The following is a 25,268-nucleotide window of genomic DNA, read 5'->3' as shown; positions in this document are numbered from 1 at the left end:
CTTTTTATTAGTTTTGATCCAAAATCAAAAAGTGGAAGTCACCTTATCCAATAAAAAGCAAGCTTGGATGCATGCCATCCGTTTGAGAACCCTCCCCTTGGCTTTATCCAGTATTTTAATGGGTTCATTTCTTGCAGCTTTCCAAGATCAATTTCGTCTTTGGGTGTTTCTTTTGGCAGCATTGACGACAATTTTTCTTCAGATACTATCCAATCTTGGAAACGACTATGGTGATAGCATCCATGGTGCAGATTCCGCAGATAGAGAAGGACCGATAAGGGCAGTTCAGTCCGGGGTCATCAGTCTGGAAGAAATGAAAAAAGCAATGTTCTTGTTTGGGACACTTTCCCTTATTTCAGGATTGGCTTTGTTGTACATTTCCCTTCAGGATTGGAAAATATTTCTTTTGTTTTTGGGTTTGGGAATAGCGGCCATCATTGCTGCTGTGACTTATACCTCAGGAAGCAAGCCTTATGGATATGTTGGATTGGGGGATATTTCTGTTTTCTTGTTTTTTGGTCTTTTGGGAGTTATGGGTACCTATTTTCTCCATTCACTCTCTTTTGATTGGAGTATTGTTTTTCCTGCGGTTTCATTGGGTTTTTTTAGTTCAACTGTATTGAATATCAATAATATACGGGATATCAAGGCGGATACTAAGGCAGGAAAGAAATCAATTCCTGTCCGAATCGGAAGAGAAAAAGCGGTGATTTACAATTGGGCATTGATCATTGGAGGGAATGTTTCGCTGGTTTTCTTTTCTATCACCAATGAAAATTATGGCTGCTTGGTAGCTTTGGCAGTATTTCCTTTAATGGCCAAAGTCGGCAATGCTGTAGCCAATAAAACCGAGGCCCGAGACCTGGATCCTTACCTGAAAAAAATGGCAATTTCCACTTTGTTATGGGTTATTGTTTTTGGTATTGGAATATTATTTTTTTAGATAAAAAGAGTTAGTTACTTAAAGGTTTGAGGTAATTTTTGTATTTTCCTGCATCAATAAACACCCTATACCATGAAAACAATTCTCGTTCCTTATGATTTTTCCAAAGAAGCAGACTATGCTTTTGAATTTGCCACAGAAATGGCAAAAAGGACAAAAAACAAACTTGAGCTCCTTCACGTCATTGAGCTTCCTTCGCCCCAGAGTTTTTCGACAATAGGGGAAGTTGGGTCATTTAGCAGTGAGTCCAATCAGATTTTTATGATCGAATTGATCGAAAAGAGAAAAAAACAGATGGCTGCCCTAGAGGAGGAATTCAAAGACAGCGGATTTAAATTTGAAACCAAGATGGTCTTTGGAAATCCATTTGCCGGTATTTCAAAAGAAATAGTGGATGCTAAGGCAGATATTGTGATCATGGGCAGTAAGGGTTCATCCGGTATGGAAGAAGTTCTGATAGGAAGTAACACTGAAAAAGTCGTAAGACATGCCTCCTGCCCGGTCATTACCATCAAAGGACCTATCTCAGCAGATAGCATCCGAAAAGTGATTTTTGCAAGTGACTTTTCCAATGTGCCAGGTGAAGTGATCGATAGATTGAAGGCAGCAATCAACACCATCGATGCAGAGCTTCATTTGGTTAAAATTAACACCCCTTCAATGTTTGAAAGCACAAGGACTTCCATGGAAAAAATGAAAAGCTTTGTGGAAGATTTTGAAATCAAAGTTGCTTCCATGCAGATTTATAACAGTACTTCCGAAGAAGAAGGCATTCTTGAATTTGCGGACGATGTAGATGCAGATATGATCGCGATGGCTACCCATGGCAGGACAGGATTTTTGCATCTGCTGAGCGGAAGCATCGCCGAAGATGTAGTCAATGCCGCCAAAAGGCCGGTGTGGACGATGAAATCAAAAAAATAACATGTCAAAAAAGAATAATAACGATTGGAAGAAAAGAGACGGTGTAGTCTATTCTACCAGCAGTGATTTCACTTTTAATTTTGGTGGAGACAAGGAAGAAGAAACTTTGTCTCCCCAAAAACAAAATCTCAAAGTCATGTTGGACAAAAAATCCCGGGGCGGAAAGCAGGTGACTTTGGTGGAAGGCTTTGTAGGGACAGATGATGACCTCAAAGAACTGGGCAAAATTCTCAAAAGCAAATGTGGTGTCGGAGGAAGTGCCAAAGAAGGTGAAATTCTCATCCAAGGTGACCATCGCGACAAAGTCCTTCAGATTCTGATACAGGAAGGATATAAAGCCAAAAAAGTGGGAGGATAATCTTTTATGAACAGACGATATTGCACCAAGCTTTGGACCAAGGCTTGGCGTTTTGTTTAAATCATTTCGATCAAGTCATGCGCAACCGGTTTTTGTATTTTTTTGAAATGTCTGTTTTGATTCCCATTTTCCCAATCCTTTATATTATTGGAAAAAAACTCAAAAACAACATTATCAAACTTCCATCAAGGAGTGAATACCTGAAAATAGAGGCCAAAGAATCAAAACCAAAGCTCTTGATTATTGGGGAATCCACTGCCGCTGGTGTGGGTGCTTCCGGGACAGAAACCACTTTTGCATCCCGGATTTACAAACATACCGGTGAGAAATTCTCAATTATCAACATCGGAGAAAATGGCCTAATGGCCAAAAACCTTCGGAGACTATATGAAAAATCCGAAGGCGAAAAAGGAAATTCCTTTTCAAAAGCGATCATCCTCATCGGTGCCAATGATTGCTTTAACCTAACTCCACCTTGGAGATTCAAAAAGGAATTAGAAACCTTCATCTTGTTTTTAATCAAAGAAAAAAAGGTTGAAAAGGTAACCATTCCTTTGATTCCTCCGGTCCATGAATTCCCTCTGATACCCGCAATCATGCGTTTTTTCTTGGGATGGCATAGGAATATCCTTACCGCAGAATTGGAATCTCTGGAAAAATCGGTCTCCCAAATTTCATTTGACAACCATAAGACTAAAAATTTCGCAGCATTTTATTCAGAAGATGGCATCCATCCTTCGGATTATGGCTATGACCTTATTGCCTTAGCAATAGCCGAAAACATAAAATAAAAGGAGGTGGCTGATTGAATCAGTCACCTCGTTATTCAAAAAATTAACCAAAACTAAAAAACAGGAATAAAATCATTGAAATAGAAATAACAGTTGGTTGAATGGAGATACGATTAATCTTCTCCAATCGGATCTATCAAAAGAAATAAAATGAAACAATTCATTGCAAAGATTGCCTTGGTCGTCAGGGATTATGACGAAGCCATCGCATTTTATACCAAAAAACTCCATTTCAAATTGTTGGAGGATACCCAAATGTCTCCTACAAAAAGATGGGTAAGGATCGCACCTCCAGGCTATGAATATGGTCAATGCGAAATACTTTTGGCTCAAGCAGCAGGCGAACAGCAGCTCAAAGCAGTAGGCAATCAAAGTGGCGGACGGGTTTTTCTATTTTTATATACCGATGATTTCGAAAGGGATTATCAAAATATTTTGAATCAAAACATCAAAATCTTCCGGCCCAAAAGTGTGGAATCATATGGAACCGTGGCTGTATTTGAGGATTTGTATGGCAACCTTTGGGATTTGATCCAGCCAAACTGATGATACTGAACAAAGAAAAAACAGCGAAAACAGTCTCCGTCCTAGGGCATCCGCTCCTGTTTGGAAATGCGTACGTCGTCTTCATGTCTTTTAAAAATCTTGAAAGCAAAACGGCGACCTTGGTTTCATTGCTTGTAATCTTCTTAGTGGCAGTTCCTATCATTTGGAACAATTGGAGGAAAATGAAAAGTGGGGAATATTCCAACTTTGATGTGTCAGACCGAAAGCAAAGAATGGGTTTCTACCCATTTGCGATCAGTCTTTTTGTGGTTTTGCTGTTGGCATTTTGGGTTTTAAAATTCCCTGAGGCAGTAATCCTGCAAACCCTTGTATTTTTTATGATGGTATTGACCATGGCATTGGTCAACGTTCGTATCAAAGCCTCCATGCATGCAGCAATCGCTTTCTATATTGTTGTCAATATTTTCGGTATAGGGATTTTTCCCGGAATAATTTCTTTGGTCTTTGCCCTAGCCGTATCATGGTCAAGGTGGGAAACAAAAAGACATTACCTCATAGAAATTGTGATAGGTTCTCTGCTCGGCATTATTTTCGGAGGAGTTGGTTTGATGATCTGACACCGGTATTTTGGCTGACAGATTTAAAATTGGAGTTCAAAAAGCGCCAACTCTTCCCCTTCAAGGTTTTGAAAAGGTCTTTGATAATGGAATCCCAATTTTTTTAAAAGTCTGATGGAAGACGTATTGTCAGGCAGCGCGATCGCCTGCAGGATTGGAATTCCGAGATTGGCTTTGGCAAAATCAAGGCAGGCATTGGCGGCTTCAAAAGCATAGCCTCTTCCCATAAATTCAGGCAATAAAGCAAAGCCCATATCAGGGTGCTTTAAAGTATCTCTTTTGAGAAGTCCGCAAAAACCTATGGGCAAACCAGAAATTTTCTCTTCAACTTTGTACAGACCAAAACCATGATCTGAATAACTTTTAATAGGACCGCTTTGAAGATAGCCAATTGCCTGCGCTTCATTTTTTACTCCCCGGTCACCGATATATTTCAGCCAACCGGGACTGTTAAGCAAGGTGATGACAAACCGGAAATCTTCAATCTCCAATTTTCTTAAAAATAGCCGGTCTGTTTCGATAATAAATTCCACGAATACCAATTAAACAAAAATTAAATGAGTCGGCAAAATAGAAAATCTCTGTTCAAAATCGAAACATCAATTTTGAACAGAGATTTATTTTATAGCTGATCTTTCCTATATCAAGCGGGCATACTTGGTCTGACTTCGATTTTGCTCGGAAGTGTCCTCGGATGCATGTGCATCAAATCCACCACCATCTGTCCCAAATCTTCAATCTGGATCTTCCAAGCATCTTTTTCATTGGGTTGGTGGTTATTGAAATAGGTTGCCACAGAACCTGGCATAATGGTCGTAGCCCGGATTCCATACTTTCTGAGATCGAGCATTGCCGCTTGGGTAAATCCGGTCACTCCAAATTTACTGGCATTGTACGCCGAACCATTGACAAAGAAATTGGTACCTGCCAAAGAGGAAATTGAGATAAAATACCCTTTGGAGGCTTTCAGTCCTTCCATCCCTGCTTTTAAACTATAGAAAACTCCTGTCAGGTTGGTATCTATGGTTTCATGCCATTGCTCCAGTGTCATGTCATCTATGGAGGCGAAAAAACCAACTCCGGCATTTGCTACCAAGAGGTCCAATCTTCCCCATTTTTTCATAACTGCTTCCACGGCATGCGTTTGGGAGGAAAAATCCCTTACATCGGCTTTGATTCCGATTGCTTCTCCTTTGCCTATTTTATTGAGTTCAGCGGCCGCTTCATTTGCATTCGCCTGAGATCTGCTTGTGATAGCAACTTTCATCCCTTGGGCCATCAAAGCCGCCGCAATTCCATATCCGATCCCCTTGCTTCCGCCGGTAATCAGTGCTGTTTTGTTTTCAAGAATTTGCATAGTCATATTTGGTTTAAAAATACATTGGTGTCAATTGATAGAACCTCATTTATCTAATTGAGGTTCAAAAGAACTTGCTTTGGCTTGACTTTCAATACCAAAGTTCCAATCATACTTTTGATTTCTGGTCCGTTTAAAAAAACTTAAGAAAGTTCGTTAAAAAATGAGCGGGTAATCGGTCTCGAACCGACGGCCTTCAGCTTGGGAAGCTGACGCTCTACCAACTGAGCTACACCCGCTTAACAGCTTTAATTTAAGGAAATTTCAGAAAACAATAATTGCTGTCTTTGCAAATCGGGAAAAAAAATTGAAAGAGGTCCAATTTTTTTCCCTCTTATATTTACACCAAATCCAATGCCTGTGACAAGTCTTGGATTAAATCCTCAACATCTTCAATCCCCACACTCAGTCTGATCAATGAATCCACCAAGCCGACTTTTTCCCTTTCGGCCTTTGGGATACTGGCATGTGTCATGGTAGCCGGATGGCCGCAAAGAGACTCGACTCCACCAAGTGATTCAGCCAAAGAGAAGTAATGCATATTTTCCAAAACCTTCAAAGCATCTTCCAACCTGTCACCTTTAATGACAAAAGAAATCATTCCACCAAAGTCTCGCATCTGTTTTTTGGCTACAGTATGGTTTGGATGCGACTCAAAACCCGGCCAATATACCTTGTCGATTTTAGGATGGGATATGAGAAATTGGGCAACTTTTGCACCGTTTTGGCAATGTCTTTCCATACGGATATGGAGTGTCTTGATCCCACGCAAAACGAGGAAGCAATCCTGTGGACCGGGAGTCGCTCCACATGCATTTTGGATAAATGCCAATTGCTTAGCCAATTCATCGTCATTCACTATCAATGCACCCATTACAGTATCCGAATGGCCTGCAAGGTATTTTGTCACCGAATGCATTACAATATCAGCACCCATGGCCAATGGATTTTGGAGAAATGGCGTAGCAAATGTATTGTCCACAGCGAAAAGCACATTATGCTTCTTGGCAACTTTTCCGATTTCGGCTACATCAACGATATTCATCATCGGGTTGGTCGGTGTCTCAGCCCAGATCAGTTTGGTGTTATTGTTTATATACGCTTCTATAGAAGCAGGATTTTCCATGGAGATAAAATGAAACTTGATCCCATACCTCTCAAAAACTTTGGTAAAAATCCTATAAGTTCCTCCATAAAGGTCATTGGTGCTGATCACCTCATCTCCGGGATTGAGCAATTTGACAACTGCATCTATTGCACCTAGGCCGGATGAAAAACACAATCCATGCTTTCCGTTTTCCAGAGCAGCAAGGTTTTTTTGTAAAGCATCTCTTGTAGGGTTTTGTGTCCTTGCATATTCATATCCCTTATGTACTCCGGGGGACTTTTGGACGTATGTGGAAGTCTGAAAAATAGGAGTCATAATGGCTCCGGTGGAGGGATCCGGTTCTACGCCGGCGTGGATGGCTTTTGTTCCAAATTTCATATTTGCGATATCTAATTTCTTTGGGTTTAATTCCGAAGTTTTGTTTTCCTTTACGCTTCAGTGGCCCAAAGATGGAAAAAAAGCAAGGCATATTCAAGGAATTCCAATCTGCATACAGGATTAATCCCGGCGTTGCTTTGGCGCTTCTTTGGGTGACAGTGATGCCATCTGTTGGAAGTTTTTCTGCTTTACCGATTCTTATCAATTATTCGGAAAACCTGCAAAATCTGGTTTTTTCAGACTATTTGGTAGCCATTTCATATCTGGTTTTAGTCACTGTCCTAATGGGAATGGCTTTGATGCCCACGACGTTGGTCGCAGGATTGTCCGGATTTATTTTTGGTTGGGAAGCATTCCCTTTTTTATTTTTAGCTTATAACATCGCATCTATCCTGGGATATGGTTGGGGAAAAAAACTCGGAGGCAACAGTTTAGACCTCATTTTAGACAAATACCCCAAAGCCAAAACTTTAATTGCTTCAAAAAGAAACCGGATGGGAGAATTGGTTTTCTTCGGAAGGCTTAGCCCTGTGCTTCCGTTTGCAGTTTCCAATCTGCTTTTTTCCCTACTTCATGTAGGTTGGAAACGACTTGTGCTTTTTGGGAGTATCGGAATGTTGCCAAGAACTATTCTTACCTTTTGGGCCGGAACTCTTGGTACAGATGTCTATAGCGCAATCAATCAGGAAAGTATTTCAGGAAAAGCCTGGATTTTCCTACTTCTTTTGGTGTTGAGTTTATGGGGAATTTGGCGGTTTTTAAAAAGAAATTAAAATCCAACTCATTGACATTTCAATCTTTAATCCCAAAAGAATCACCTCTGAAGAAAACAATCCTGATTTTTTTAAATGCTATAGTTGTTTGTCCCAATAGTTTTTAATTTTAATATCAGATTTCCCTTAAAGAGTATTCATTTATAAATTTCCTTATGTCTATGCAAAAAATAAGTTGTTTTATGGTTGCATTTTTATTGGTATTCGGTGCAAAGGCACAGGATAGTACCATAGATGCAAGGGCAGTGGTCTTATTGGACCGGATGAGCGAGGTTATCGGAAACCTTAAATCCTGCAGCTTTCAGCTCAAAACCGGAATAGATGTCAATGACCCTGACAAAGGTATCCTAAGGCAGTATTCAATGCATGATGTTTATTTGGTAGGGCCTGACAAAATGCATGTACATACCAAAGGTCCCAAAGAAGAATTAGGGTATTGGTACAATACAGACATGCTTATGTTTTACTCCTTTACAGCAAATACCTATGGATTTATTGAGACTCCTGACAACATCCTAGAAACCATCGATATGGTCAATGCGGATTATGGAGTTGATTTTCCAGCAGGTGATTTCTTTTATCCCTCATTTACAGATGATTTGATCGAACACAGCGAAAGTATCTACTACGTGGGGTTGGTTCATTTTGAGGGAAGAGATTACCACCATATTGTTGCCAAAGGAAGTGATAAACACATTCAAATATGGATCCACAATGATACTTTTGCCCTTCCTGCCCGATATGTGATCCATGAGAAAAAAGATGGTGAAACGCTGCAGTTTGAAGGTATATTTTCCAATTGGAAGCTAAACCCTGATTTACCTGAAGCAATCTTTGACTTTACAGTACCTGAAAGCGCAAGGCGTCAAAAAATCGTTTCAAAATCATCAACCTATTGAATTGAAATCCCATGAAAATGCTTAAAAAATATTCAAAATTGGCAGGGACAGCTCTTTTAATGCTATTGTTAGCTTCTGATCCAAGTAGCCTGATGGCTCAAAGAATGAATCATGGAGGAGGTAGAGCCGGTGGCGGAGCTGCGGCTAGACCAAGTGGTGGCGGCTCTGCCAGACCAAGCGGAGGCGCAGCTTCTAGACCAAGCAGTACTTCTCCATCTAGGCCGAGTGGGGGTACAGCTTCAAGGCCAAGCACTAACAGTCCCTCAAGGCAACCTGCCACAGCACCATCTAATAATCGTGCTGCACAGCCTTCATCTAGACCGTCTACTGGTTCTGCAGGCTCCATCAACGGAGGTGCACAAAGGGCTCCGGACAGACAAGTAAATACCAATCAGGCAAATAGTGACAGGTCTATCAATTCTTCCCGTCAAAGCAGGGACCAAGCTACAAGACCCGGAGCAGAGTCTGCAGGTCAAGGAAGTGCATCCGGTAGCAGAGCAGGAAACAGAGAATCTGACAGGACAGGAAGCGCAACCGGAAACCGACCTTCTAACCGTCCTGATAGCGGGAGAAACCCAGGAGTGGGTGATGGAAACAGACCGGGGTCCGGAAACGGTAACAGGCCGGGAGGAAGTAACAGACCTGGAGGAGGAAATAATAATATCAATATCGGAAACAACAATAATATCAACATCAATGCCCAAAGAAACACAGTGGTAAGGGTAAATGTGATGTCTCCCATGATGATGAGACCACCGTTTATGTGGGGAGGAATGAGGGTTTTTGCTTTCCATCCATTTTTCTTTTTCCCTTTCAGACCGTTCTTTTGGGGACCAATGTGGCACCCTTGGGGTTTTTGGATGCCTATGCCTCCACCACAGGCCCAAGTGGTCAATGTGACCAACGTCACGAATGAAACCAATATTACTAACGTAACCAATGTGACCAATGTCATCAATGAATTCCAATATGCTGATGGCGTGTTTTACCAAAAGGATGATGACGGATGGGTGGTTGTTCCCGCACCTATCGGTGCAGAAGTGAGCTCGATACCTGATAATTACGAGGTGGTTAAATTGGAGAACAATGAAGTCAACTATTATTGGGGTGGAGCATTTTATGAAAAAACCTCTAAAGGATATGTTGTCGTACCGCCAACAGCCGGAGCTTTGGTAGAAAATCTTTCCGAAGGCGGTGAGGAAGTTAAGGTTGGAGAAAGAACACTTGTCAGATATGGAGAAACCTACTATCAGCCTGTGCAGGTCAATGGAAAGAACATGTACGAAATTATAGTTTTGGAATATGAGGATGAAGAAGGTTGAGATTCCATTCATAAATTAACCTTTCAATAAAAGAGCCTATTTCTAATCAGAAATAGGCTCTTTTATATAAATTCAACGATACTAAAGATTTTACCTTAAATTGGTGTAATTGCTAGTCCACTATTTTAGGGTTTATCCCTTGAACAGATCCGGTAACATTTAATTTCCAAAATTTTACCTTAACAAGTACATTTTCCCATAGCCCTGCTTGAAGGCCTTATCTCCCGCGGTACCCCGAAGCTCTACAAATTGGCCGTCCTTTCGAACCAAAACCCTGTAGATATAAACTCCATTTGCAAGCTGATCGCCAAATTCATCCGTTCCGTCCCAGGCAAATTCACTGATGTTGTTTCCAATTCTGATCGGTCCGAGTTCATCTTGGAGTATTTCCCTGACTACCCGCCCGGTCACTGTCATAATCTGAACCTTGATCTGATCTGGAATCTCAGAACCTGTCACTGTGAATACAAATCGTGTGCTTGTACTGAATGGATTGGGATAGGGGTAAAAATTTGTAATAGTAGATTCATTGATAACCTCAAAGTTGATTTCGTAAGGCTTGTCTACTCCCAGGTCTTCGGTCAAAACACGAAGGGTATAGATTCCATCGTCCAAAGGCCCCGGACGAAATTCCACTTTGAAACTGCTATTCTCAGTTGCCTCAGTCCATGTCACAAGAGGTGAAGAGAAGTTAATTTTTTCAAATTGGCAGTTCTCACAAGGCTTTCTTAGGAAAATCTCCAATCCTAATGTATCCTTCTTGAGGATCAGTGATTTTTCATTTTTGAGGATGGAGGTAATCATCACTGTGGGAGAAACGATGTCACCGTCAAGGATATAAACCCCATCAAAATTGACATCCAATATGGCATTGTTCTGATCCGGGGCAACAATAAAGTAATTTCCTAAATCAATGATGTTGTTCCTGAAAGTTTGTTCAAGAATGATCCTTGGATTGGCAAAAACCTCTACCTGCACTTCGCCCCCATTTCCGACAGAATTAAATTCTATGGTGAATTCGTACTTTTCCCCGGATTTGACTGCAGGGATTTTCTTTGAAAACCTTTCAACTTTCTTGGTGGTGGTATTGTTGAATTCCCATTCCACGAGTATTGAGTCTTTGAAATCCATTTGGGAAATATTCACAAATTCGAAGTTGAGGTTTACCACCTGCCCTTCCTGAAGGTTCATTTTTTCATCTTTCCCATTAAAAATCAATACACCTTCCGTCACCCCTGTATAATTGACTTGCCATTTATCCAAGTAGGCAGGGGCTGTTGAAAGCTCATCTTCCATCGCATACTTAAGCCTAAGGAAAGGGAAAAGGGTTGGATTGACGCTGGAAAGGTCAATCTCACCAGCTTGTACCTGATTAAAAAGAACTTGTTCTTCACCAGTAGGCTTAACGCCAACGACATCAAAATAAGCCAGTTCTTCATCAAACCAGTCTCTTGTATTTACTTGATTAAAAAATTGTTTCCATTCTGATGAAGGTCCTATTCTCGGTGTTACAATACTTCCTGAAGACAAATATCCCTGGATCTCAGTTTCAAACTCTATGATTTGTTGATTGGTCTCCAATTCCAGATTTTGCTGTGCAACAATCTCAACAGCCTCTCCCGGAACCATACCTTTGCGGCCATATAAGATGTATGGATCTCCGTTTTGAAGATTTCTGAGTACAGCTTCATTGGCACCGATTTCTTTCATTTTCTCAAATACTGCATCTGGCCATTGCTGAAATGTCACATTGCCTACAGAAAAGATGACGACATAATCACCTTCTTTGAGTCCATCGATATAATCCAAAAGCATCCTTTGGCCCGGTTGGGTGATCCAGGCATTTCTGACACTTTGTATCACTTGAGGTACCCTTCCGCAACTCCTTCCATCTAGAATATCGAAGCCTGGTACCGGAATCACCAAATATGGCGTCAAGGACCTTTGCTCAAAAGCCACCAAACCAAGTGATCCATCAGGACATAGCCTAGAATTGGCATTATTCACATTGTCCAGAATATATGGTACACCTTTCAGGTAGAACTGTGTATTCCTGAAAGTTAGACTGTCTGTTTGATTTCCAAATGTAAATACGCCTATATCCAACTTGGTATCTTTGTATTTCCACTGTCGCTTAACAGGATCGACTTCAAGGTTGTTTAGCTGATTGGTCTGGATCTGTGCCTGTTCTCTTTGGGTCCATCCTTCTGGACCATTTGTAATGAAGGAGAAGCTTCCCTCTGTCCATTCCTGGCTTTCACCTTCCCTTGGGTCTAAAAATCTAGATCTCCAATAGAAGGTGACAGAGTCCCGTTGGGGAATATTTTGAAACAAATTGACTTCCCAATTGGCAAGATTGGACGTGGTTATTCTTGTTTCCCTTCGCGTAGCTGATGAAAAGTTGGCCGCTGTATCAAGCTGAATGACAAGATTTCTTGGTTCGACCGATTTTCCGGGAATCTGAGCAATGAGATTGATTTCAGTTTGGTTGACAATACCAAAATTTTCAGGAATTAGATGTATTGTTCCACTCAATGGGATGAATTTGGTGACTGTAACAGAATTGTTACTATACGTCATCTCAGGAATTTCTCTTGAAGGATTGATTTCCAAGGTAAAAATATTATCTCCAAAGGACTGTATTCCGGTATTTGGAATCATGAAGTCAAGCGTGTCTTTCCTGTAGACAGGAGGAATGGTGACCAAAGGATAGTTGATCTGTGTCCCATCTGGCAGTCTTCTGGAAACTTTAAAATGGAGAGAATCCAAATCCACTCTTCCGATATTTTTGAGAACAAAAGAGAATTTTAGAGAATCAGCGAGCGCGTTGAAGGTCTCTCCTTCGTAGCTACCTAAAGTCACATCAGGTTCCAAAACAGAATAATCAGCCTTATTTGCAGGAAATAGCCTTATCGCAGGATCACCCAACATGACCAGCTGTTCGGCATGAGAACGGTTGACTGCAGATTCTCCATATCTAGCGAAAAACCATTTTTCTGCCTCCCTCCTAACTATTCCAACAGGTTGGTAAATCGTCGTAGAATCTGAAAAAGCTTTGATATAAAATGATTCACTGTACCTGCGGAGGTATACATCCACACCGATATTCGCATGAGCCATGAAATTTGTGGCCCCTTTCTCCGGAGTCAATACCCAATCCTCTCCAAAAGTATAAGCATTGCCAAATGAGTTTCCGGCATCACAGCCGTTCAACAGCAACATCGGGTATTTTCCTTTATTGGCATATCCCAAATTGGGATCTGATGCGAAGCCTATTTCAATATCAATCAAAGAAGGCGATCCATGACCAAAAAAAGTCACCAAACTTGTGCCCCTGTTGATATCTGCCGAAATGTCAATCAATTCAATGGTGGAATTGGAGCGCTTTCTGTAAGTAGTAACATTGGCTCCCATGTAAGGTCCTTCAATGATATTTTTGAATCCGTTTAAGAAACCAAAGTACCTGTTGAGCTCAAATGCCGATACACCGCCGCTAAGGTGAACCACTTCTTTTTGCCAATCCTCAGATACCCCGAGGGCATCTTTCTCTTTTACCTTGTCAAGATAGGCTGCAACCTGATCAGGATTTCGGGCAGGAACCCTTCCAATGGATATGGCAGCTAGACTGGGATTTTCCGGGTCAAGTCCCATCGTGTAATTGTTGTCCGCATAAGGATAACCTGCCGGTGGGATAATATCCTGAAACTGAAATACAGATGGGTTTTTCCTGTAAAAATAATTGACTCCTCCGGCCCTTGCTGTGGAAAAAATACCCATTGCCCTACCTATCAAAAGGAGAAAATCAGGTTTGTGTACAGGATAATAAGCCCTCAAAAACTCATAAACTGCCAAAGGCGTTTTTTCTCCAAAAGTAAACTGATTATACAGGTCATCGATATTGACCACCAAAGTATCATATCCCCCGCCTTGTGGAGAGGCCCTGTGGGCAGCGTGTGCATTGACAGGGTCGGGATAGGTGGAAGAAGGCCTTCTCAAAATCTTGTGAGATATCACGATATAATCTGCTCTTTGCCCAAGCAAATTCCTGAATCTAACCGGCGTCATTCCTGCAATCTTGACTACGTCCAATTGATTTTCCACAATCACTTTGCTTGGTGAACCACTTATTCCTGCTACAAAGCTGACCTGATTACCGGTCTTTGTGACAGGGACCATCACAGGATTATTGGGATCCGACACTTCTAATGCAAGATAATCGGAAAGCACATTACCGATCTGAATCCTACCGGTTTCAGGACCGGATATAAAGATCTCCTTTGAAAAATCCCCATTTTCGACCGCTTTTGGATAGGTCAATCTGAGGTATGCAATGGAAACATTGTCAGTAGCGCTAGTGCCTGCCGAGGATACACGGATAGCAATGGAACCGTTGGCATTAAAATCTGAAGGCAAAACCTCCAACTCCCGGTGGACCGCCTGATAATCAGTGTAGTCAAAAGAAGCTACTTGCCTCAATGTACTGGAATTGGGCCCCACACTGATTATAGATATATGTGGAGTAGCAGACCTACCTGTAAGTCCGATTTCTATTTTTACACTTCCTGTGGCGGGCACTTGACCAAGTTCAGCCAAGGTAATGGTTCTGGGATTAGTCTTTGTAATTGCCGCACTTACCCATCCGCTTCCTTCTTCAAAATCAGAAAGATATACTCCAGGATTGTAAATCTGTCCAAGGTTATAATTTTCCGAATATACCTCCTGCCTGATTGTCTGGTAATTGTTTTGTATAGGAAAGGCGGAATCCGGCGCTTGCCTGACTGCCATTCTTTTACCTTGAATACCGGGCGACAAAGTCAGAAAAAATGCAGTAGTATCATTATGGATATTATACATGGTGTTGCCTTGGTAGGCAGGATCCTTGTAAAATCCAGAATCTAGGGTCCCGTCATTCTTTTTTCCGTAAAAATCAATATAATCCGTAGGATCAAACTTTCCGTCCTCCTGTCCCTGAACAAAAACCGCGACTTCCTCTCCTCTGTGAAATATCCGGATATTGCGAGGGTCCATGATATTAGGGTTGAGGCCTGAGGCAGAAAGAGATGTGAAATTCAACCTATGAATACCATCGGAAGCAGTGGGGATTTTATAATATGTCTGGTTATAATCTATCCATCCACTTTGCGCAAATGCCAAAGCGGAACAAAAGAATACCACTATTGAAAAAAAGATTCTTTTTACCATGTTAATATTCCCATCCTTTGTTCAATCTGAATTTTTGTTCGTGTTCTTTCAAACTCACTTTTACACTGAATACATGCGAATAGGGCGTTTGAGAGATTCCACCTATATCTGAAAGGGCATAATCAATCTGGAACTTTTCATTGAGAAATACTCCCAAACCAAAACTAGGTTTCCATGACGTATAGTAAGTCGCATCAAAATCCTTAATTCGCTGCACATTGCTGCCTCCGGCCCTCAGGAAAACCATGTTTCGATAAGATGCTTCTATTCCCAACCTTGGATCTACACTGACCAACCCTGTCCTCACGAGGGTATTTCTCCTACCGTCAAAAGTAAAATCAAGGTCAAATACCCCTTGCACCCTGAATTCATCATTGATCTCAACATCCCTAGTCACACTGAATATAGCTCTAGGCAGGGTAAGTTCAATGGAATTGACAGGAATCTGATTGTTTGTTTGGGCATAAATATCCCTAACAAGTTCCGCATTATGAAACCAAGCATTGAAAGTCGTGGTAATGTCTCGCAGCATGAATCCAAAGCGCCATTGTTCCAAAAGGAAAATCCCACCCACGTCCATTCCAAAACCCCAAGCCTGGGCAAATTTTCCTACATTTCTATGAATGACTTTCCCATTGAAACCAATTTTGAATACATCGCTAACATCACGTGCATATGACAGCATCAAAGCATAGTCAGCTGCATTGAAAAATTGGATATTGTTGTAATTCAATGCTCCATTGGCATCGTACAAAAACCTGGTATCGGGAATATCATCCACCCCAAACCGGATCAATGAAACACCTATGGAATTGTCCATATCAATACTGGTACTGTACCCGAGGTAGTCAAACTTGGCAATCCCTGCAAAATACTCCGCATGCATCATCGCAAACTCATGCTGATGCCGAATCCCGATCAGACCTGCAGGATTCCAGTAAGCTGCTGTCACATCCCGGACAGAGGATACCTGCGCACCTCCCATTCCGAGTGCACGAGCGCCAATACCAATGTTCATGAATTCATTGGAATACTTAGGTGCTATTGTTTGGGCATTAAGCTTGGCTACGCTAAAAAACAACAGTATTCCAATAAAATACCTGATAATCACCATTAATCGTGTATTAAATTATGATGCAAAGTAAAAATAAATAGTTAAGGAAAAAGCGTCTTAATCAAAAATAAAAAGTAAGACAAAGCCAAAAACCTGTTCGCAAGCGTACATAAAATTGTCCACTTCAGCCACACCTACTTTTGCTAAAATCCTTTTTGTATGTTGAGCCTAAAAAAAATCTCTTGGTCAACTTTTGGTCAAAAAATGCCTCCATTGAAAAAAAATCAACTTTTTTTATTTTTTTTTAAATTTTGGGTACCTTTTTATACATACATGTCTTGTAATACAAGGTACTGTTTTACACTTTGGTACAGTTTTTCTAAGTGAGAAAGAGAAAAGGGGCATATCCGAGCTTAAAGAACTGCCCTTTGGTAACTAAACCACTTAGAAAAAATGAACGCTTCAAACACCCAGATACAAATGCGGAAAGGACTTCTGGAGTTCTGCATTTTGCATATCATCGCCAGAGGAGAAGTATATGCCTCAGATATGATAGAGGAACTTACTGATGCCAAGATGATCGTAGTGGAAGGTACGCTGTACCCTTTGCTAAACAGACTTAAAAATGCGGCTTTGGTGTCCTACAAATGGGTCGAATCCGAATCAGGACCGCCGAGAAAGTATTACTCCATCACCGAAGAAGGATCACGGTTTTTAGAAACCTTGAATGAAACCTGGGATTCCCTGGTCAATTCAACCCAATTAATCACCTCAAAGAAATAAGCCATGAAAAAGACAATAAGCATCAACATCAGTGGGATCCTGTTTCACATAGAAGAGGATGGTTATACCACATTGAAAAAATACCTTGAATCAATCAACAGGCATTTTTCACATTATGCGGACAATCAGGAAATCATATCCGATATCGAAAACCGGATCGCTGAGATATTTCTGAGCAACCTGAAAAACAACAAACAGGTTATCACTGCTGACAATGTCAACAGCCTGATTGAAAAAATGGGTACCATTGCCGATTTCAAAGCCATTGAAGAGGAATTGGATGAAAAGGCCGAAGACAAAAAAGAAGAAACCCAGGAGGAATATGATTACTACAAGCATATTACTCCCAATGAAAATACCAAGGGTTATAAGAAACTGACCAGATTGGAAAACCGAAAAATTCTCGGTGGAGTCTGTGCAGGTTTTGCAAATTACCTTTCCATAGACCCGCTTTGGACCAGGTTGGTGGCGATTCTGCTGATCTTCAGCGGTAACCTCAAGCTCGGTAGTCCGGGATGGGATTTTCTACCTTGGAACTTTAACTTCAGCCTTTCATTCGGATTCTTTGCCATCATCGCTTACATCGTTTTATGGGTAATTCTTCCTGTATCCTATGATGAGCCTGAGGACAAAAATATCAAAAAGCTTTACCGAAATCCTGATGACAAAACATTAGGAGGTGTAGCCAGCGGATTGGCGGCTTATTTTGGGATAGAAGTAATATGGATGAGATTACTGTTTATAGGTTTGATTTTTGCAGGTGGATCGGGATTTGTGATTTACATTATCCTTTGGATCATCACCCCTGTTGCAAAATCAATCACGGAGCGAATTGAGATGAAAGGTGGAGCCATCACCTTGGACAATATCGAAACAACGATCAGGGCAAACCAAAACCCGATCATGCCCAAAGAGGAAAGTCAGTCTAGAAAAATCTTATTGGCACCTTTCAGGTTTCTGGGTAAAGTAATCAATGCACTTGGAGAGGCACTGGGACCTTTGGGTTCCTTCCTGCTCGCCGTCATCAGGGTTTTCTTCGGATTGATCATATTTATCATCGGAATGGCTATCACCATAGCACCTTTGGCTTTGCTTGGAGTGTACTTTGGCATAGCTCCAGGAAACGATGTATATCTTGGAATAAGGGAAAGCATCCCCATGGAATGGATCACCGAAATCGTACCGGTATGGCTTGCAATATCAGCTAGTGTGGTCATGCTTATCCCGGGTATCATCATCGTCCTTTTAGGGATCTCTGTCTTGATCAAAAAGAGCATCATCGATGCAAGATTCGGCCTAGTTGTTTTGGGAGTTTGGTTGCTGAGTATAGGATTATGTGCCTTCCAGATCCCAAGGGTAGTGGCTAATTTCAAGACTGAAGCAACCCACAACGTTGAACAGACTTTGGCCTTTACTCCGGGTACTATGGTTCTCAAATCTGTAGCAAATGATAACATTGACGGAATATTTGACGAAGTCAGACTACAACTCGATGGGACAGATGCAGCTGAGCCGATTTTGCTTCAGCGCTTTGAAGCTAGAGGGAAAAACAAAGCAGATGCCTTGAAAAACGCTGAATCTATCCAATACGGCTACAAAGTCCAAGACTCGACGATAATCTTTGAAAGATCCATCAACTTGAATGAATTGGAAAAATTCAGGGTTCAAAACCTCAGACTCAACCTTGAGATACCCTATGACAGACCTTTTGTGATGGACAAATCCATCATCCCTATCATTGAAAATACCATCCACAGAAATGGTTACAAAACACGGGACATCAACTCCCGCAACCATTGGGTGTTTAATGAAAACGGTTTGCTTTGCCTTACTTGTAATGATGCCGGCAAAACCACCTCTGCCGATAGCCTGTCAAGGGTAAAATTCGAAGGAGCCTATTTTATGAAGTAGTAAAATAATCAGAAACTAAACCGATAATTACCATGGCGGGATACCAACAAGTATCCCGCTTTTTTTTTGAACATTGATCTGTACTTTTTTTAAAGGTGCCTAAAGCCAAAATTTCGGTTGAAATAAATACCTAGAGAGAATGGAAAAACGGACAATTATCACAGTTAAGCTTCGATTAAAATCGTATTTTTAGGATACAACAAACCCAAAAGAAGATGCAAGTAAAACTCAAGTTTTTAGGGGGTGCAAAGACTGTCACCGGCTCAAGGTATTTACTTGAAATCGACCATCTTAAAATCCTTGTGGACTGCGGCCTTTTTCAGGGGATGAAAGAATACAGGCTTAGAAACTGGGATGTATTCCCAATAGACCCTGCCCAAATTAATATGGTAATCCTTACCCATGCCCATATTGACCACACAGGGTATTTGCCCAAACTGGTCAAGGAAGGATTTGAAGGACCGGTCTATTGTACCTTCCCAACAATGGAACTCACCAAAATCCTTCTCTTGGATTCGGCCAAACTCCAAGAAGAAGAAGCTGCTTACGCCCAGAAAAAAGGTTATTCCCGTCATGAAAAACCCCAACCGCTATATACTAAGGAAGATGCTGAAAAAGTTTTTCCACTTTTGCAGCCGATTTACATGGAGCAGGAAGAAAAGATTGACGGCCGGATTTCGTTTACCTATTTTAATGCCGGCCATATCCTAGGCGCAGCCATCCTTAAGATCAAGGTCAAAGGGGAGAATCAGGAAAAGAAAATCGTATTTTCAGGTGATTTGGGAAGGTACCACGACCCGATATTCAATCCTCCAGCAAGAGTCCCTTTTGCGGATATACTCCTGATGGAGTCTACCTATGGAAACAGAAAGCAACCCAATCCAAAGCCCGAGGAAGAACTTGGAAGGGCCATCAGGGAAACATTCAGAAACGGCGGGGTGGCTGTTATTCCTGCTTTTGCGGTAGGAAGGACACAGATGATCCTTTATTACCTCCACTTGCTCCAGCAAAAAGGAAAAATACCGGATATCCCCATTTATGTAGATAGCCCAATGGCCATTGATGTCACTAAAATGTACAAGGATTTCCCTACTTACCACAGACTTTGTTCTGTGATTGAAGAAGAAGGTTGTAATCCTTTTTTGCATAAAAACCTGCATTATTACCAAAATCAGGAATCTTCCATGTCTCTCAATAACCTACGGGGCGATGCCATCATCATCTCTGCCAGTGGCATGGCAACAGGAGGAAGAATACTTCACCATTTGTACCACCGGCTTCCAAACGAACAGGACAGCATCATTTTTGTCGGTTTTCAGGCTGAAGGGACAAGGGGAAGAAGAATCCTTGATGGAGAAGAAACCGCCAGAATGTATGGCATAGATGTCCCTGTCAAAGCAAAAGTTTTTTATATCGAGGGACTTTCTGCCCATGCGGATCAGGACGAACTGATAGAATGGGCTGAAGGCTTTACTTCTAGGCCCAAAAAAGTATTTCTCGTCCACGGTGAAAAAGAAGCATCTGAGAGATTGGCTTCCAGACTCCAAGAAGAATTGAATTGGCATCCGATTATTCCCGAGTACATGGAGAGTTTTGAGTTATTTGAGGGGATTTAAGTGAGTCCATAGACCACAGTCCATGGTCGACAGTTAGTTATTTTGAACTTCAAGCCAATCATTAAGTAGTTATTTTCCCGATAAGTGAAAATCATCATTCAATTAAATCAATCCGGAAAACCACTCTTGTCGATATTGGGGATGATTTTGATGGCGTTCTTGTAATACACTTTCTTCAGGACCTCATCAGAGAGCCCAAGTCCGTACATACTCCAAAAGGCGTGGTATTTTTTGTAATAGGGGAAATACTCATCTTCAGTCTCCAAAACCCTGAAGTAGGTATAAAATTCCTCCTTATTATAGGCATCTTTCGCAAAAAGAATCCTGTCCTGATATTCTGTGAAAAACCTGTTGGCACGCTTGGGCTGTCTTCCAAACTCAGCTATGACAGCGCCGATTCCAAAATATACATTTGGATATTTGTCCAAATGTGCACTAGCCTTGTCCAGATCATTTGCCATCCAACCCATATGGGCATTGATGAAAGTGGTTTTGGGGTGTTTTTGAAAAACGTGATGTTGCTCCGCAATGATTTGGGCAAAAGGAGCGGGATCGGTATCGCTCCTTTTTCTGTTTGGATTGAGTTTTAATTCAAGCCAACGCTCATTATTGGCATCCAAAGGCTGCCAAAAAGGCTCAGGATCTGCTGCATGGATGATGACAGGAATTCCCAATTCACCACATTTTTTCCAAACCGGATCCAAGTCGGGGTGGTCTATCGGAACGCGGACTCCATTGATGTCTTTGGTAGACAAACCCAGACTTTTATAGATTTTCAAACCATTGGCTCCGTTTTTAACGTCATTCTCCAAATCTGCCACAGCTTTTTCGCTCCATCCCGGTGCCCCGAATTCCCTGAAGGAAAGATTGGTAAATACAATAAATCTCCCCGGTGCCACGCCATTGAATCTCCTGATCATCGAATACATGTATTCCTGGCCATCGATGTCACCTGCTGCTCCCCTACCCCTTCCACTGAGATTGACCATGACGCCCATATTGAGCTCGTCCATTTCCTTGACAAGGATATTTACTCTTTCCTGAGACACATTCCACTGATGACTGTGAATGTCAATAAATGGGAATTTTGCTCTTTTGACAGGATTTTCAGGAACCACTAAGGTTGAAGGCGGATTGTATTCCTCAAAACTCATCTCCTGTCCTAAGGAATCAAATCCCACCAAAGAAAAGGAAAAGATACAAATGAGGGCAATCATTTTGTTTGACAGCGAATTGAAAAGTGATGGTTTCATAGGGATTTGTTTATATCAAGTTAAATATGGAATTCTCAGCAGCATTAAGAAAGGTTTTTTTGATCATCGGAATTAAAAATTATGATTTTTGTAATTCCATCATTTGAATAAATCAGAAAATCTCCTTTAAAGCCGCTTTGAGAAATGTCGGAATATGGGTAGAATTCATCACCCTTATATCTGTTAATAAATCAGTGTTTTCATCAAGGAAATCGAAAACTGTTTTAGGCGGAAGTTTCTCGAAAAGTTCGCTGAATACACGCCATGCAGGAAAATTCTTTTCGGACAAAACCCTGAGAAAGATGGAATCATAAAGCAGGTGTTTGTCAAACTTGCTGTCTAAGCCTTCTAATGGAAGTTTATTTTCAGCCAGATTAGAGGCGATTTTTCTACATTTCTTTTGGATAAATGCAAAAGTATATCCTGTTGAGGCTTTAGTATGACCTCCTGCGGTACCGATGTTTATGACTCTGCCACTTTGTGTTTTTGGGATCGGTTCGTTGGTCATTGGAATCACGCCGTATTCCGTTTCCTCAATTTCGTAGGATTCTAATTTCAATTCCTCAAGGCAATATTTCTCCAAAGCAGACTCATATTCTTCCTCTTGGAGTAGGTTTGCTGAAAATATAGTATACTCCACCAATGCTTGGTATTCATTTTTTGGTAAGACGTACATAAAGCGGCAATCTCCCTTTTGGTCAATCCTAAAATCCATCAAAACAGGCCTGTTTGGATCGAATACAGGCTTTTCACTTTTGATAAACCAACCTTTGAAATGCTGCAACAGGTGGTGTTTGCCTTTAGTCTTTGGAATCGAAACAAATGCACTGTTGAAGACATAGCTCCCTTTGAACATCTGACTTTCACAAATGACAGTCCCGTCATCCTTAATTTCCTGGATTTCTTCTTGGACAAATGTGATGTTTTTGGACTCTTTAATTTTTCCAAAACAAAATCCGTAAAAGTCCCTGCTTCGCAACATCTTGTAGTGATAGGGTTGGATTTCGAGTACTTTGGAGAAAACCGGAGAATGAAAATAAAGCTCATTCCAGCTTGCATGAAGAATTTGGTCAAAGGGACTGGTTTCTTTTTGCCAAAAACACCAAGTGCGGTCATTGCTGTTTTTGGCATGCTTATCCAATATTAAAATCTGTTTATTTTTCAAAGCAGGCTCTTCCAACATATATAGCGCCAAACTCAGCCCTGATGCCCCTGCCCCTGCGATGATATAATCAAACTCCTGATTCAATGATTCTATTTTTTATTTGGCTTTAATTTCCAATACTTTTTCAAAACAAAGGCTGTTATCCATACCGATATATTGACCGTAGTTAGGAATGATACGGTATCCATTCTTCATATAAAGGGCTACAGCTTCCGCTTGCCTTTTGCCGGTTTCAAGGACACATTTGGAATAACCCATTTCAAAAGCCCAAGTTTCAAGTTCAGCCAAAATTTTACCTGCGATTCCTTTTCCTCTATATTCTGGCTTGACAAACATCCGCTTGACTTCCATCGTATCCGTTGCAAACTCCTTGATGGCGCCACAGCCGACAGGAAAATCATCCATATAGGCTACGGTTACATACCTTAGGTTTTGGATTTTATTGAATTGGTCATAAAAACCATGTTCATCGCCGTCCGTCACAGCAAGGTAAGCATCCAATTGCTTTACAAGGCTTATGAAATCGGGATTTTGGGAGTTGGTACGAACAATTTTTAACGTATCTGACATTTATTTCTGATGGGTATTTAAAAACCAAAGCGAATTAAATTTCCTTTTTCTGGTCTGTTTTGAAATTAAAAGCAGGTGCCTGATAATCTTGAGGAAGGTATTTGGTCGGAATAGTGGACATATTCCCATCTCTTGCTGCCCGATAATGTGGTGACATGATTTCTATTCCCCTTTCAAAAAACACATCCTGAATATTTTGATGCAGCTCTGAGTAAACCTTTGCCATTCCAATTGATTCTCGGGTGTAGGCATTGAGCTGGTAGGATACATAAAAATCATCCAGGCTAGTCTGAAAAACAAAAGGTGAAGGCTCCTTTAATACCAAATCTGTTCTTAAGGCAGCTTCTATCAAAGCTGCATGCGTTTCCCTCCAAGGGACATCGTAGCCGATAGTCACAGTGGTATTGATAATCAGTCCTTCTGTTTTAGCCAAGGTGGAGTAATTGGTGGTATTACCTCCAAGAACAGATGAATTTGGGATGGTGATTTCCTCGTTTTTAATAGTACGGACCCGAGTGACTAAAAGGGTTTTTTCCAAAACGACCCCGGTAGTATCACCGATTTTAATTTTGTCACCTATTTTGAAAGGGCGCATATACGTAATCACCAATCCGGCTACCATATTGGCAATGGCTGATGATGAACCGAGAGAAAAAAGGATCCCGATAAAAACCGAAACACCCCTGAAAACATTAGACTCAGAACCCGGAAGATATGGAAAGATTAACACCACCATAAAAGCATATAAAAGTACCCTAACAATGCCATAAGTAGGCATTGCCCAATCAGCATGGAATCCTGAAATCTTAAGTTTTTCCGCTTCGATTTCCTGAAAAACATACCTCACCAAACGTATAACATTATACATCACAAAGACAATGACCAGTATGGTGACCATACTTGGAACATAATCCCAAATGGCAATTAAGATCGACCTAAAAGGCGACCAAACCAATCCCAACAAAGCATCAGCCCAGCCTCTGGTAAGTGGGAAAATGCTGAATCCAATCGATAAAACCGCATATCCAAGTGCAAAGTATAAAAACAGGCGGGTTCCCCTAAGCAAAATCAAAATAGCCCTCAGCTCCTGCTCAGCGGTCAAAAATGTGTAATCCTTATAGGAGAGGTTTTTAAGGAGCTTATCTCTGTTCCTTTTGAGGTACTTCAGGATACGGACATATCCTTTGTTGAGCAGCCAATAAAGCAGTAGAGCCACAAAGAATACAATACAAGTATAAAGTACCCTAAAAAGAATTTTGCTTAATTTCCGCTCCTCTTTGGCAACCTTGATAGATTGTGATATTCTTGATTTTGCTTCCTCTGATATCTCACGCAAACTCAAACCATAAACAGCTGCATCGTCCGGTGAGACGCTTGTCACGATAATGTCTCTATAAACAAGGTCCACTGAAAATTCAGATTCTTCGATAGCAAGAGAGTCGACATTGAATTCTGGATCCTCATACAGCCTTCTTATTTTATCAGTAATGTGTTTGGCCCTCTCACTTGGTGAGGAGGCTCCCATTTTGATGAAAACATAAAAAACTGTATCGTTCATCACTCCAAGCACAGGATAACCTTGGATTCCATTTCGGATCCCCGGTGATTCGGCAGCGGTACTGTCACTTTGGGAAAAAGCAGAAAAACTCCCAAGAACCAAGGCCAACAATACAATGAAGCCTATAAAATTGATTTTTCGATTTATTGCCATTATAAGTTTACAAATTACCGATAATA

At 41.2% G+C, this 25,268-nt stretch carries 21 protein-coding genes and 1 tRNA gene; 12 read left to right on the top strand and 10 right to left on the bottom strand.

The window, feature by feature from the left end:
* The first annotated feature begins 31 nt into the window (after positions 1–31).
* From NK987_RS20215 to NK987_RS20190, 6 genes are all read left to right on the top strand, one after another.
* On the top strand, positions 32–943 hold the full coding sequence (locus tag NK987_RS20215; RefSeq protein WP_259265337.1) for a 1,4-dihydroxy-2-naphthoate polyprenyltransferase: 912 nt from the start codon (positions 32–34) through the stop codon (positions 941–943).
* A 72-nt stretch (positions 944–1,015) separates the two neighbouring features.
* The gene (locus NK987_RS20210) at positions 1,016–1,867 is read left to right on the top strand and encodes a universal stress protein (protein ID WP_258421438.1); all 852 of its coding nucleotides are present in this window, start codon (positions 1,016–1,018) and stop codon (positions 1,865–1,867) included.
* A gap of 1 nt (position 1,868) precedes the next feature.
* Complete coding sequence (locus NK987_RS20205) at positions 1,869–2,225, top strand: translation initiation factor (RefSeq protein ID WP_258421437.1); 357 nt, start codon at positions 1,869–1,871, stop codon at positions 2,223–2,225.
* A 77-nt stretch (positions 2,226–2,302) separates the two neighbouring features.
* Positions 2,303–3,016 (top strand): GDSL-type esterase/lipase family protein, encoded by a 714-nt coding sequence (locus NK987_RS20200; protein WP_259265336.1) that lies wholly within the window; start codon positions 2,303–2,305, stop codon positions 3,014–3,016.
* Positions 3,017–3,166: 150 nt separating this feature from the next.
* Complete coding sequence (locus NK987_RS20195) at positions 3,167–3,562, top strand: VOC family protein (protein WP_259265335.1); 396 nt, start codon at positions 3,167–3,169, stop codon at positions 3,560–3,562.
* Positions 3,562–4,140 carry a phosphatase PAP2 family protein gene (locus NK987_RS20190; protein WP_258421434.1) on the top strand — a complete coding sequence of 193 codons (579 nt, stop codon included), beginning with the start codon at positions 3,562–3,564 and terminating at the stop codon, positions 4,138–4,140. Before NK987_RS20195 ends, NK987_RS20190 begins: the two co-directional genes overlap by 1 nt.
* A 23-nt stretch (positions 4,141–4,163) precedes the next feature.
* On the opposite strand, the gene NK987_RS20185 is transcribed toward NK987_RS20190, so the two are convergent.
* The 4 genes from NK987_RS20185 to NK987_RS20170 all read right to left on the bottom strand — a co-directional run bounded on the left by NK987_RS20185 (position 4,164) and on the right by NK987_RS20170 (position 6,983).
* Entirely contained in the window at positions 4,164–4,673 is a 510-nt protein-coding gene (locus NK987_RS20185) for a GNAT family N-acetyltransferase (RefSeq protein WP_259265334.1), read from the bottom strand.
* Positions 4,674–4,783: 110 nt separating this feature from the next.
* A complete protein-coding gene (locus NK987_RS20180; RefSeq protein WP_258421432.1) occupies positions 4,784–5,497 on the bottom strand; it encodes an SDR family oxidoreductase in 714 nt (237 codons plus the stop codon).
* A 166-nt stretch (positions 5,498–5,663) separates the two neighbouring features.
* Positions 5,664–5,736 (bottom strand) — tRNA-Gly (locus NK987_RS20175).
* Between the two features lie 101 nt (positions 5,737–5,837).
* Positions 5,838–6,983: a cystathionine gamma-synthase gene (locus NK987_RS20170; protein ID WP_259265333.1), complete on the bottom strand. Its 1,146-nt coding sequence runs from the start codon at positions 6,981–6,983 to the stop codon at positions 5,838–5,840.
* A 71-nt stretch (positions 6,984–7,054) separates the two neighbouring features.
* Here NK987_RS20170 and NK987_RS20165 point away from each other — a divergent pair, with 71 nt between their 5' ends.
* The 3 genes from NK987_RS20165 (at position 7,055) to NK987_RS20155 (ending at position 9,977) form a co-directional block, all read left to right on the top strand.
* Positions 7,055–7,756 carry a TVP38/TMEM64 family protein gene (locus tag NK987_RS20165; protein WP_258421430.1) on the top strand — a complete coding sequence of 234 codons (702 nt, stop codon included), beginning with the start codon at positions 7,055–7,057 and terminating at the stop codon, positions 7,754–7,756.
* Positions 7,757–7,938: 182 nt separating this feature from the next.
* Positions 7,939–8,655, top strand: coding sequence for a DUF2092 domain-containing protein (locus tag NK987_RS20160; protein WP_259265332.1), 717 nt, complete (start codon positions 7,939–7,941; stop codon positions 8,653–8,655).
* A 17-nt stretch (positions 8,656–8,672) separates the two neighbouring features.
* Positions 8,673–9,977: a DUF6515 family protein gene (locus tag NK987_RS20155; RefSeq protein WP_258421428.1), complete on the top strand. Its 1,305-nt coding sequence runs from the start codon at positions 8,673–8,675 to the stop codon at positions 9,975–9,977.
* A gap of 174 nt (positions 9,978–10,151) precedes the next feature.
* Here the strand turns inward: NK987_RS20155 and porU2 are convergent, their stop codons facing one another.
* The gene (gene porU2, locus NK987_RS20150; RefSeq protein WP_259265331.1) at positions 10,152–15,179 is read right to left on the bottom strand and encodes a putative type IX secretion system sortase PorU2; all 5,028 of its coding nucleotides are present in this window, start codon (positions 15,177–15,179) and stop codon (positions 10,152–10,154) included.
* Between the two features lies 1 nt (position 15,180).
* The gene (locus tag NK987_RS20145) at positions 15,181–16,293 is read right to left on the bottom strand and encodes a putative type IX sorting system protein PorV2 (RefSeq protein ID WP_258421426.1); all 1,113 of its coding nucleotides are present in this window, start codon (positions 16,291–16,293) and stop codon (positions 15,181–15,183) included.
* Positions 16,294–16,686: 393 nt separating this feature from the next.
* Here NK987_RS20145 and NK987_RS20140 point away from each other — a divergent pair, with 393 nt between their 5' ends.
* The 3 genes from NK987_RS20140 (at position 16,687) to NK987_RS20130 (ending at position 20,543) form a co-directional block, all read left to right on the top strand.
* Entirely contained in the window at positions 16,687–17,016 is a 330-nt protein-coding gene (locus NK987_RS20140; RefSeq protein ID WP_258421425.1) for a PadR family transcriptional regulator, read from the top strand.
* A gap of 3 nt (positions 17,017–17,019) precedes the next feature.
* Positions 17,020–18,927 carry a PspC domain-containing protein gene (locus NK987_RS20135; RefSeq protein ID WP_259265330.1) on the top strand — a complete coding sequence of 636 codons (1,908 nt, stop codon included), beginning with the start codon at positions 17,020–17,022 and terminating at the stop codon, positions 18,925–18,927.
* A gap of 215 nt (positions 18,928–19,142) precedes the next feature.
* Entirely contained in the window at positions 19,143–20,543 is a 1,401-nt protein-coding gene (locus NK987_RS20130) for an MBL fold metallo-hydrolase RNA specificity domain-containing protein (RefSeq protein ID WP_259265329.1), read from the top strand.
* Positions 20,544–20,650: 107 nt separating this feature from the next.
* Here the strand turns inward: NK987_RS20130 and NK987_RS20125 are convergent, their stop codons facing one another.
* The 4 genes from NK987_RS20125 to NK987_RS20110 all read right to left on the bottom strand — a co-directional run bounded on the left by NK987_RS20125 (position 20,651) and on the right by NK987_RS20110 (position 25,242).
* Positions 20,651–21,796 carry an amidohydrolase family protein gene (locus NK987_RS20125; RefSeq protein ID WP_420841194.1) on the bottom strand — a complete coding sequence of 382 codons (1,146 nt, stop codon included), beginning with the start codon at positions 21,794–21,796 and terminating at the stop codon, positions 20,651–20,653.
* A 112-nt stretch (positions 21,797–21,908) separates the two neighbouring features.
* Positions 21,909–23,045, bottom strand: a complete 1,137-nt coding sequence (locus NK987_RS20120) for a lycopene cyclase family protein (RefSeq protein ID WP_259265328.1) — start codon at positions 23,043–23,045, stop codon at positions 21,909–21,911.
* 12 nt (positions 23,046–23,057) lie between these two features.
* The gene (locus tag NK987_RS20115) at positions 23,058–23,531 is read right to left on the bottom strand and encodes a GNAT family N-acetyltransferase (RefSeq protein ID WP_259265327.1); all 474 of its coding nucleotides are present in this window, start codon (positions 23,529–23,531) and stop codon (positions 23,058–23,060) included.
* 34 nt (positions 23,532–23,565) lie between these two features.
* Positions 23,566–25,242 carry a mechanosensitive ion channel family protein gene (locus NK987_RS20110; protein ID WP_259265326.1) on the bottom strand — a complete coding sequence of 559 codons (1,677 nt, stop codon included), beginning with the start codon at positions 25,240–25,242 and terminating at the stop codon, positions 23,566–23,568.
* Between the last annotated feature and the right edge of the window lie 26 nt (positions 25,243–25,268).

The organism is Aquiflexum gelatinilyticum, from assembly GCF_024813435.1.
GTDB classification, from domain to species: Bacteria; Bacteroidota; Bacteroidia; order Cytophagales; family Cyclobacteriaceae; genus Cognataquiflexum; species Cognataquiflexum gelatinilyticum.
The sequence above is the reverse complement of the archived record's forward strand: the minus strand, read 5'-3'. Positions and strand labels throughout refer to the sequence as shown.